Here is a 10988-nt window from a genome sequence, read left to right on the forward strand (position 1 = left end):
TCAACAGCGTCGAATCAGAACGCGCGATTCCAAGCAACATCAAAGTGCTCTAGAAGAGCTGGGTTTCCAGTGACAGCTGGACTTTGGCGGGAACGGCGCGCCTGGACTTTTCCGGGAGCTTCTTCCGAGACTGGACTCTGGCGGGAGTTCAGTTTCACCCTGCCCGGCGCGGACCGCGGCCGTTGAACGCTACGACACGCGGCGAGCTCGGCGCCACCGGCGGCCGCGACGGACGGAGCGTGATACCACGCTCGTGCATTTCGACATCTGCATCAGGGTAGACCGCCGTGGCGAGGGCCAGCGTATCCTTGAACTGGTCCTTAAAGTGGTCGAGGCGCTTCACTCCGCGGCCAAACTGCTGATGGAGCGCGCGCCAGCCGATCGGTGTAGGTTCCGTAAGGGAGTGCAGCCGATAGGCGAGCCAGCAGTAGACATCTAGCGCCATACTGTTGTTCGCGATCTGCCGGACCGCCGTCTCCTCTATGGGGACGGGATGCTTTTTCAGTTGCTGGAAGAACATCTCCGACAGCGTTGCTGTCTCGATGAATAAGTTGCCCTGCGCGTTGTCGTCCTCGACGAACATCGAGGTGTCGAGCAGGTTCTGGTTTACAAGCCCAGTTCGATTGCCCTGTTTGATTGTGAAAGTCATCCGGCAGCGGCTTAGGCGCTCCGCTTGGTCTCGTACGTCCTTCATGGACTTGCCGCCGATAGGGATGCCGAGGCGACGCAGCCAAGCGTGCAGGCTTTTCCCGAGCTCAATGTCACGGCTGTTGGTTCGGATTGCCTCTGACTGAAGGTAAAGCAGGATGAGACGCGCGCGGCTTCCGTACGGGACGCCAACGCTCACCGGCTCGCCGTTCGGTACGGCACGTAGGCCCGGTTGCACGATAAGGGTAACGCGCTCAGTGGTGATCTGCCAAGGTGCGTCGTCGGGCAGGCGCTTGTGGGGGAGGGCGGCCTGGGCCCACCCGGAGTAGAGGAAGCCGATCTCGACTTCCTCGCTGGCGAGGTAGGCCGCCGCTGCTTCGACCACTCGGCGATCGAAATCAGAACGCAGCGCGACCTCTCGGCCCGCTTCCTTCAATAGCCTGTGGACCTCACCCATGGTGATCACTCATTGGAATGGGCGTCAATCTGCCAACCAGCGACGGGTTCGTCATGCTGGACTCTGCCGGGGCTTGCTAGAACTACTTGTCTAAGACCTTGTAGTAAGCGGGTAGAGTCCAGTGGAGAACCCGCCAAAGCCTTGATTCGGCTCCTTTCGGTTTGTCATATGCATCCGGTAGAGTCCAGTTTTCTCCCGGCAAAGATCAGAGTGTTGTGGATCAAACGAGCCGCGACGAATCGGACGCCGCTGTAGGCCGTTGACCACGACTCCAAATGGTCCCCGGTAAAGTCCAGCCTTTGCCAGGGCCCCAAGCTGCTGCGGCTAACTGATTGGCAACGTCGGTGATCCGGCGCTGGCGCCTGCCTGTTGCCGCAGTGCCCTCACTACCGCGAGTAAGCACTCCCTGGCACAATCACTCTGGGATCAGGTCAATCCTGTAGGCCATGGCCATACCGGAGAGCCATTGCCGGCCAGGACCTACATCGAGCCGCTCCGTAGAGACCACCTCGAGATCGTTCAGCGTGATCCTCGTTCCAAAGAGCAGCATGGCCTGGACCTCGTCCTGCTGGCGCGACGTCCAGATCAAGCCATCTAGGTTGGGGAGATCGCGGTGGATTGCTTCCGCCCAGCGGGCTGTCTCCCCGTAGGCGGCTGTCCCGTGGCTTTCGATCATTGAAAGCCGGGACTGGCCGACCAATGCGAGCTCGGCGTTGTAAAGCGGCGCCAGGCGAAGAGCACGGCGAGGCCGCAGCTCGGACAGCGCGCTCCCAACGATCCTGCGGGCGAAGACCTGGCGCGGCCTAGGCAGGAGCGGGAGGTTACGGAAGATCGTCTCGAAGACGGCTGCCTCCCTTGTGCGGCCTGCGTAAAGCGTCGGGATGCAGTCGCCGGTCGGGTCGCGGAGGGGAGAAAAACGGCTCTCTTCCCCCATGCAGGGGTTAAAGATCTTTCCCGCCCGCGATGCGGTGTGGACGCGCCATAGCCGCGTGTTTGCCGGCAGCACGCGATCTCCGAACGGCTCGATGCAAGCCGGCGGCAGGCCAGGACCAGCAGCCACGGCTAGTAGAACAGCTCCGTCATCTCGTGCTGCGCCGCGGCCACGACGGCGTCGGGGTTGTGCTCGATGACGTCGAGCGGGACCTTCCAGTCGTCGAACTCTGCGTTGGGGCGGGTTAGCCAAATCGCCAGCGGCCAGCCCTCGAGCTTCCCATCCAACGCGGTGAGCAGCACGCGGAAGTTAGGCTTGGGCTGCCCGTCCTGACCGATTTGGAACTCGGGATAAAGGCGCTGCTTGCCATGTTGCACGCTGAAGACGCGCTTTGCGTCGACCCACCCCTTCACCAACGCCGACGGGTTCACCGTCTCGCTCCCGACCAGCTTTGCGATCGCTGCCGCTGTCAAGGCTGGATGCTTCCGCAGCCACTCCTCGCGAATCTCGGCCCAGCGTGCCGCCTCGGTTTCGCGCCAGATCTCGACGACCGGTTCAGCGGCTGGCGCTGCATGCGTCGCGTTATCCAGCGCGCGCTCAACGGCTGCGGGGCTTTCGACATTCGCCACACGCACGACTCGCATGATCATGCGCTGAAAACCTGCAGCTTCCTTCTCTGGCGCCTCGACGACAAAGAAGCGACGTCCAGGCCGGACCTCTAGGTGCACGACGTCGGCTGCGGAAGCGGCCGTCTTGCTCGGTTGTTCCTTGCCGTAGACGACCCGCAGCTTGCCCGTCGGAACCTGCAGGACGCGATACTCGACTAAGCCGGGCTTCGGCTCCTGGCGGCGGGCGGACTTCGCCCGCTCGATCTCTGTCCCGCCACCCTTAGTCACCGCCTTACCTCACGTAGCATTCTTAGCACATTTAGAGGCTAGTGGTTCGCTGCTCCCTCTTCAAGGAAACTTCGAAGGAGAACGCTACAAAGGCCACCTCTGCTCCACCTTGTAACTAGTTGTTCTTCGAAACAAAATGGCCGACGGCACCTCGCCGACGCAGTTACGAGGCCCATGTCCGCACCTTCGGTCGTACGAGGGGTGGTGCGAGCAAGCGCCCTCCTGGTGCTGCGCGTCCTCGGCGACGCCTGCGCGGTGGCTGGCATGCAGGTCACTTAGCGACTGCGATCATGCGACCGGACCGCCGGGTGGGGGGAGGGGCATGCCTGAGCAAGGATTGGCAGGTCAGCGGCCGTGTGAAGGTCGTCGACGCGGCTTCTCTAGGTGGCTTTGGCAGTGCGATCGGAGGCGATCTGGCTCGGTGAGCCCGCGAACGGGATGGCGTATTGCGAACGGCGCGTGATAACCGAGCCTGACCAGTGCGCGTACTCACTTGCGATAAGTCCCGCTTACCGCAAGTGATGCAGGGCTTGCCGCAATCGCGGATAACCGCCAAAACCCAGGTCTGACCGGGGGGTATGGACGAGAAGGCGATGAACGGCCGCGCCGCCGGCGGTGGTGGTCGTGCAGGGTAGGGGCCTCGCTCCGGCCGGCGCCGCGGCCCTGGCCTATGCAAGCGAGGCGCTCGCGCCAGAAACCTGCTGGCCTACGCCGCATTCCGCCAAGCGTCCTTCGCCACGCCGCGGCCCTGCTCGTGAAATGGCAACAGGGTTGTTCTGCGTCACGACGTAACCTTGGCCAACCTGAAACCTTGGTTCGCTACAGATTCACATACGCACACGGCTGTGACTAACGCAAAAACAGTCTTTTTGAAGTGACGGCGCGGAGTGCGGAGATTTGCATATTCCTTCCAAGGAAATCTTATGCTCCATCCGCCGCAAGCCCCGGCTCATATTTTACAGTCATATTTGGCACGCGGCAAATAAGGGAGTGTATCCTATGCCAGCTGCAGAGAGTGGAAAACAACGAGACTTAAGTAGCAACGCCCCAACGGACTGTCCTGACCCGAGCGAGCCGCAGAACTGTCCCGAACCACCGCACTCTAACCCGGACCCGGACCGCTGCACCACCTGTTCACCGTTGCCACCACAAGCGGCCTACAACCTGCGCGGCCCGCAGATTGAACCGGAGGCCAGCTTTTGGGCAGTAGGAGATTGCCCTCCGCTATGCACGGTAAGGATCGAGGACCTGATCGCGCATACAGACGATCCAACTAGCCCTCACTTCTTTCCCCCCTTTCCGACGGCTTCCGCAGTTGTCCGGGACGAGCTCAATGAGCTGATCGAGTTGGCCTCCCTCCGCGACGATCCCGAGGCGGTGTACTGTAGCCGTCCTTGTCGGGAGCGGCGAGATATCAGCCCTTTCCTCCATTATCGGCCGCAGCCGCTCAGTGCAGTTGTAAACGTCGAGCGCGACCCAGCATTTCAAGCCTTACGACGCGGGCGGGACCCCGAACCGAATCTCTTGGCGATTCTTCGGGGAGAGGAACTAGACGCCGAGGTGCCCTCAATCCGCACTGGTCGCGAACTAGCCCGGTATTTCGAAAGCGAAACCCCAGGGCTCGCGCATCGCCATGCTCTAAACTTCTTGCTTCGAGAAGCAGACTGGTCTCCACCTCGAGAGGCTTGGGCTTGGGCAGCGCTAGACGTCACCATCTACAGTGCCCTGACTGCGGCATGGTACTACAAATGGTACGCAGACCACCCATCGTCCCCAAGTAGAAAGGCTGGGCGGGTTGGGACGACGTCGTTCAGACCACGGCCGTTCGAAGCCGACTCCAGGGTTGGAGTTCTGTACAATCGTGAAGTAAGCCCGTTGGGAGACGGCGACGGACGTCGTCGGACAACACCCAATCCATCTCCTGGCACCCCGAGGCACCCATCTTATCCCTCTGGGCACAGCACTTACGCGGCCGCAGCCAGCGAACTTCTTGCTTGGTTTTTCCCAGACTATCGGGAGGAACTCAACCGGCTGGCCGACAATGCCGGCATGGCTAGACTTTGGGCGGGCATCCATTACAGGTCTGACCACAACCAAGGAAAGCGCCTGGGCCGGACGGTTGCTTGCATGGTGATCGCGCAGCTGGAGGGGAGCCACATACCTCGCACCCCGGACGAGTGCGAATTGCCGTGCTCTGAGGCGAGGCTACCACGGAACGGGCCATGCGACCTGCCTCCAAGTCCCAGCGCCATCGATGGTGCCAGAGCTGCCCGAGAGGTGTGCTGCGGGGAAGAACCTAAATCTGCCGGGCGGGCTACAAGGTCGACCACCGGCGGAGCCTCAGCGGAGGGTGACGTTGCGGCTGATAGACCGAGCCGGACCCGCGGTCCGCAACAGGGGTCACGCGGAGCTGCCGGCGCTGTATTGCCCGAGCGGTCCCGTAGCTCACAGAAGGGTGCAAGATAGGTCGCACCCATGAAGCGTTAACGGCCGCGCCGCGGTATGGTGCCGCGACGCGGTCATATGCAGCACAATCAGCGAGGGGTGGCGGTGAGCGACAGGCTGACGTCTTCCCGTTCTCGTGCCGGGGCTCGTGACCACACGCGCGAGGACGACCAGCGCGCGGAGAACCGCATCAACGTCCTGCTCTACGCGTGCCAAGCGGTGCCCGAGTTCTGGCGGGAATGTCGCTGCGAGCTTGGCCTCTCGGAGGACGCCTACCTGCGCCGAGTGCTGGTGGATGGCAGGCAGGAGAGGCCGGATTTCCTCGTTTACGAGGGAGGCGTCCCCACCTGTTGGATCGAGTCCGAGCTCGCGGACAGGAATGACCAACAGCTCGGCGACTACGCGGACAAGCCGCTCGACCCGCCGAGGGTGCTGTCGCTCGTTGGTCCCGCGGCGAACCGGGAAGGTGGCCCCTCCCTTGAGGCCATAGTGGGCCTCGCGGCCCGTGTTGCCGGGGATGTGAGGCCGTCGAACCCGCCCGCGGCAGAGGTGCTGGAGTTCCTCACCGAACTGATCCGGGAGCACATCCGCCCGTCGCGGCTGCGCACGAGGAAACGCGACATCCCGGAGCGGCTGCGGGTGGCTTGGTTCGAGCGAGCGGCCGGGCCCCTGCTGGACCTCATGGGGGAAGACACGGTGGTGAACGCCACGAAGCAGGCCGTGTCGCTCTCCCTCCAGCTCAGGCGGGGCCTCAAGGACACCAACAGCTGTCCGGCGTCAGGGCCCATGAGACGGCTGAGGCGGGTTGAGAAGCGGAGGATTTCTGGCTCATCGTAACCGCTGAGGAGTGAAGATGAGCCAGAAATCCTCCGCCCCTGTCGCCAGGGCTGGTACTGGTGCGGCCAAGCCCCCTGCCGAGCAGGTGGTGCGCGACATCCGGCGCGCGACCTGCAAACAGCATTCATCCGAGGAGAAGATCCGGATCGTGCTGGAGGGTCTTCGCGGTGAGGACAGCATCGCCGCCCTGTGCCGCCGCGAAGGCATTGCCGAGAGCCTGTACTACTCCTGGTTGAAGGAGTTCCTGGAAGCTGGCAAGCGGCGTCTGACCGGCAACACAGCCCGGGCGGCGACGACTGACGAGGTCAAGGCACTACGTCAGGAAGCGCGTACGCTGAAAGAGGTTGTGGCCGAGCAGGCGCTCGAGCTGCGCCTGCTGAAAAAAGCATGACCGGGGCTGGGGACGACCCCGCATGAGATACCCAGGCTCCGAGAAGCTCGAGATCATCCGCCTGGTCGAGCAATCCCACCTGCCGCTGCGCCGGACCCTGGGGCACCTCGGCATCCCATCGGCAACCTTTTACCGCTGGTACGAACGCTATCAAACCGGCGGCCCGGAGGCGTTGGCCGACCGGCCATCCCGGCCCGACCGGGTCTGGAACCGCATCCCGGACAACGTGCGCGGTCAGATCATCGAGCTGGCGCTGGCCGAGCCCGAGCTGTCGCCGCGTGAGTTGGCGGTGCGCTTCACCGACCGGGAGCGCTACTTCGTCTCCGAGGCCTCCGTTTATCGCCTGCTCAAGGCGCATGACCTCGTCACCAGCCGAGCCTTCATCGTGGTCAAGGCAGCGGATGAGTTCCACACCAAGACCACGGCCCCGAACCAGCTCTGGCAAACCGACTTCATCTACCTCAAGGTCATCGGCTGGGGCTGGTTCTATCTCTCCACCGTGCTGGACGACTTCTCCCGCTACGTCATCGCCTGGAAGCTCTGCACCACCATGGCGGCGAGCGACGTCACCGACACGCTGGAACTGGCTCTCACCGCGTCTGGCTGCACGCAAGCGCGGGTGCGTCATCGGCCACGGCTGCTGTCGGACAACGGACCGAGCTACATGGCCGGCGACTTGGCCGACTGGCTGGCCAGCCAGCAGATGGAGCACATCCGCGGCGCACCCTGTCACCCGCAGACCCAGGGCAAGATCGAGCGCTGGCACCAGACGCTGAAGAACCGCATCCTGCTCGAACACTCCTACCTGCCCGGCGAGCTCGAGGCGCGGATCGAAGCCTTCGTTGATCACTACAACCATCGCCGCCACCATGAGAGCCTGAACAATCTCACCCCAGCCGATGTCTACTTCGGCCGGGGTCAGGCCATCCTGCAGGAGCGGGAGCGCATCAAGCGACAGACCATTCAACATCGCCGCTTGCTGCATCAACAGCAGGCCGCATAACCTCCAACTCAGATGAGCCTGGGCCTCCGTTAGGAAGACGCCTCGCCTATCTGAAAGCATTCGACGACGGACACGGACCTCGCGCACGGGGTGCCGCCGCGGTGATCCCACCCAAAACCAACCGCAGAGCGGCCATCGACTTCGACCAGGACATGTACCACTGGCGCCACCTGATCGAGAACACCTTCGCCAAGCTGAAGGAGTTCAGGGCCGTCGCCACCCGCTACGACAAAACCGACACCAGCTACGCCGCCACCATCCAACTCGCGGCCGCAGTCATCGCTTTACGCTGAATGTCAACAGGCCCTAGGCTCCGGTCGCGGCCTTTTGCGGCCGCCGAGATCTTCGCATTGGAAACGACGTCTCTCCGCCCAGCGCCGATGACGTGCTCCCGACTGAGACCAGTCGCAACGGAATACGAGACCGGGGCAGCGCCAACCGCGCGTCCCCCGCATCGGCGACGCAGGCGGAACGGCGCCGCGGGTCTGCAACTTCGCCGCCCGTCATCCGCTGCCTGGGAGCAAGCAGGCGTGGCGAAGCCCCTCCAAGAGAACGCTTCGCACCCCGCGCGCTGGAACGACGCGAAGGCACCCGCCATGACTATCCACACCCGCCGCAGTAGCCTGTTGCTAACCGCGTCCGGTCTCGGCCTGGTTATCACCGACGGCGCCCGGGCTCAGGCCGCCTTCCCGACGCGGCCGATCCGCCTGGTGGTGCCCTTCCCCGCCGGGGGCACCACCGACATCCTCGGCCGCATCGTGGCCGAGCCGCTCGGCCAGCGGCTCGGCCAGCCCGTGGTGGTTGACAACCGGCCCGGCGCCGGGGGCGGCATCGGCGCCGACGTTGTAGCGAAGGCCGACCCAGACGGGCACACGCTGCTGATGACCACCATCGGCACGGCTGCCATCAATTACGGACTTTACAAGAACCTGCCCTACGGACCAGATGACTTGGCGGCAGTGACGAATGTCGCGGACGTGCCGAACGTCATCATCGCCCCGGCGCGGCTGCAGGCGAACACCCTGCAGGAGGCGGCGGCGCTGGCGAAGCGCAGCCGCGATGGGCTGACCATCGCCAGTTCCGGCAATGGCACGAGCCTGCACCTGACCGGAGCGCTGCTGGGCGAGGCCGCCGGGGTCAACCTTATTCACGTGCCCTTCCGCGGCTCCGCGCCGATGTTGACGGATGTCATCGCTGGGCGGGTGGACCTCGCCGTGGACAATCTGCCCTCCTCGCTCGCCCATATCCGGGAGGGGCGCCTAAAGGCGCTGGCGGTAACGACGGAGCGGCGCAGCAGCGCGCTGCCGGATGTGCCGACGACACGGGAGGCGGGCTTCCCGCAAGTCGATGCGGTCGCTTGGTTCGGCGTCCAGGCTCCAGCCCCTACACCGGCGCCAATCCTTGAGCGGCTTGCGACAGAGATCCGGGCGGTGGTGCATGACCCTGCGGTGCGCGAGCGGATTGCGGAGCAGGGCGGCGAGCCGGTGGGCAACACGCCCGCTGAGTTCCAAGCCTATATTCGACGCGAGATCGCGCGCTGGAGTGAGGTGATTCGACGGAACAACGTAGCGGTGGACTAGAGGCTGTTATGGACCTTCGGTCAGTTGCGCGGCCTGTTTGAGCATGAGGCAGGCGAAGGCGACGAGGTGCAGGCCGGCAAGGGTGCTGGCGTAGCCTTCGTAGTCCTTTACCAGCCGGCGAAAGCGGGTCGCCCAGGCAAAGGACTGCTCGACCACCCAGCGCCGCGGCAGCAGCACGAAGCCACGCTTGGCGCCTGGCAGCCTGACCACCTCCAGCTCGATGCCATGCGCTTTGGCGGCGTCAGCGGCCTTCGGGCCGGTGTAGCCCTGGTCGACATAGGCCAGGCCGACGCTCTGGCCGGTGGAGGACTGCACGGCCTGGGCCAGCCGCCCAACTTCGGCGCGGTCGTCCGTGCTGGCAGGCGTGACGTGCAGGGCTAGCAGATGGCCCAGCGTGTCGACGGCCAGGTGCAGCTTGGATCCCCGCTTGCGCTTGGCGCCGTCATAGCCCGCCCTGGCGCCGCTCTCTGGCGAGGACCGCAGCGTGCGGCTGTCCAAGATGGCAGCACTGGGCTGGGCTCTACGCCCAGCGGCGACCCGCAGCACGGCGCGCAGATCCTCGGCCAAGGCCTCAAAGCAGCCCGCCGCCAGCCAGCGCTGCGCCTGCTGGTAGACCGCCGCCCAAGGCGGCAAGTCGTTCGGCATCCATCGCCAGGGCGCCCCGGTCTTGATCACGTAGCGCAGGCCGTTGAACACCTCGCGCAGCGCGTGCTCACGCTGCCCGGCATCCTCAGGCAGCAGGGTCAGGTAGGGCGCAACCAAGGCCCATTCGTCATCGGAGACATCAGACGGTTAAGGCTTGCGGACAGTCATGCCCTACAGCCTGATCGTTACCCAGCCAATGGTCCATAACGGCCTCTAGGTGTGCAGTCCCGCCCCATCCGACCAGATGGGCAGTCTGGCGCGAGCTCTGACAGAACCGGTTCCGGGCCGGAGGCCGGAGGCGCGCCGCACGTGGCCTCGTTTTTCGCCGACCGAGCAGCGGATGTTCCCGTGCCACAACAAACTGCGCTGGCTTGCTAGGCGTTTGTTCTTCCACATGAGCAATGCAGCGGACGCGGCAGGAGGGTAGTTTGCGGTTCATTCCGACGCGCACGCACGGCGTGCTAGATTATGTTGTGGGCGCGCTCCTACTCGTCGTGCCCTATATCCTCGGCTTTGCCGACGGCACGGCGGCTCAGTGGGTGCCCCAGATCTTGGGTTTGGTGGCGATCGGCGGCGCCCTAATGACCGACTACGAACTCGGCGTCGTGCGAGTGATCCCGATGCCGGTCCATCTGATGATTGACATCGCGTCGGGCGCGTTGCTGGCGCTGTCGCCTTGGCTGTTCGGCTTCTCCGACCGGGTTTTCTGGCCGCATTTGATCGTTGGCATCATGGAGATTGGTGCCGGATTGACGACCCGCACAGTACCCGGGGGTGAGGTGGGCGTGACGCCCAGCGGACGGGCGGGTTGACTGGCCAGAGGCGCCTATCAGCCTGTTGATCAAGTCGCCATTCAGCTGAAGGTTGCGTTGCAAAGTCTGTGGCAAGTCGCAGATGGCCGCGACAGACCCCAGATCAGGCGGCGACCTGGAGCAACTCGGCGACAAAGGTGGCTTGGGCCCGCATATCTCGTCCGCCAACCTTGTGTACCTGCCCTTTCCTGATCATCGCCATTGCCTCGTAGCCTGCCAGTGTTCGTTGTGCCGTGTAGAAACTGCCAAAGCCAAGCTCTGGCCTGACCAAGCGTTGGCAAGCTGATTCTGTCAGTGTCCGTCCGGGATCATATTGTTCTTCGGCATAGCCTTCGCAGCATGA

At 64.0% G+C, this 10988-nt stretch carries 8 protein-coding genes and 3 pseudogenes; 6 read left to right on the top strand and 5 right to left on the bottom strand.

The window, feature by feature from the left end:
• Positions 1-154 precede the first annotated feature (154 nt).
• The 3 genes from AC5JJ6_RS24395 to AC5JJ6_RS24405 form a co-directional block, all read right to left on the bottom strand.
• A complete protein-coding gene (locus tag AC5JJ6_RS24395; RefSeq protein ID WP_496044552.1) occupies positions 155-1105 on the bottom strand; it encodes a replication protein RepA in 951 nt (316 codons plus the stop codon).
• A gap of 415 nt (positions 1106-1520) precedes the next feature.
• Complete coding sequence (locus AC5JJ6_RS24400; protein ID WP_496044553.1) at positions 1521-2111, bottom strand: RES family NAD+ phosphorylase; 591 nt, start codon at positions 2109-2111, stop codon at positions 1521-1523.
• A 56-nt stretch (positions 2112-2167) separates the two neighbouring features.
• Complete coding sequence (locus AC5JJ6_RS24405) at positions 2168-2932, bottom strand: hypothetical protein (RefSeq protein WP_496044554.1); 765 nt, start codon at positions 2930-2932, stop codon at positions 2168-2170.
• A 999-nt stretch (positions 2933-3931) separates the two neighbouring features.
• Between AC5JJ6_RS24405 and AC5JJ6_RS24410 the strand changes: the two genes are divergently transcribed.
• The 5 genes and pseudogenes from AC5JJ6_RS24410 (at position 3932) to AC5JJ6_RS24430 (ending at position 9188) form a co-directional block, all read left to right on the top strand.
• A complete protein-coding gene (locus AC5JJ6_RS24410; RefSeq protein ID WP_496044555.1) occupies positions 3932-5398 on the top strand; it encodes a vanadium-dependent haloperoxidase in 1467 nt (488 codons plus the stop codon).
• An 84-nt stretch (positions 5399-5482) separates the two neighbouring features.
• Entirely contained in the window at positions 5483-6214 is a 732-nt protein-coding gene (locus AC5JJ6_RS24415; protein WP_496044556.1) for a hypothetical protein, read from the top strand.
• A 16-nt stretch (positions 6215-6230) separates the two neighbouring features.
• A protein-coding gene (locus AC5JJ6_RS24420; RefSeq protein ID WP_496044557.1) for an IS3 family transposase occupies positions 6231-7608 on the top strand; the annotation gives its coding sequence in 2 pieces (ribosomal slippage) (positions 6231-6593 and positions 6595-7608; 1377 coding nt in all).
• Between the two features lie 86 nt (positions 7609-7694).
• Positions 7695-7901, top strand: a pseudogene (locus tag AC5JJ6_RS24425) (transposase); the annotation flags it as partial.
• A 237-nt stretch (positions 7902-8138) separates the two neighbouring features.
• Positions 8139-9188 (top strand): Bug family tripartite tricarboxylate transporter substrate binding protein, encoded by a 1050-nt coding sequence (locus AC5JJ6_RS24430; RefSeq protein WP_496044558.1) that lies wholly within the window; start codon positions 8139-8141, stop codon positions 9186-9188.
• A gap of 6 nt (positions 9189-9194) precedes the next feature.
• Here the strand turns inward: AC5JJ6_RS24430 and AC5JJ6_RS24435 are convergent.
• Positions 9195-9980 (bottom strand): annotated as a pseudogene (locus AC5JJ6_RS24435) (IS5 family transposase); the annotation flags it as partial.
• Between the two features lie 281 nt (positions 9981-10261).
• On the opposite strand from AC5JJ6_RS24435, the gene AC5JJ6_RS24440 reads away from it, so the two are divergent.
• Entirely contained in the window at positions 10262-10645 is a 384-nt protein-coding gene (locus tag AC5JJ6_RS24440; RefSeq protein WP_496044559.1) for an SPW repeat domain-containing protein, read from the top strand.
• Positions 10646-10748: 103 nt separating this feature from the next.
• Here the strand turns inward: AC5JJ6_RS24440 and AC5JJ6_RS24445 are convergent.
• Positions 10749-10988 (bottom strand): annotated as a pseudogene (locus AC5JJ6_RS24445) (hypothetical protein); the annotation flags it as partial.

The sequence above is a fragment of the Skermanella sp. genome, assembly GCF_059503625.1.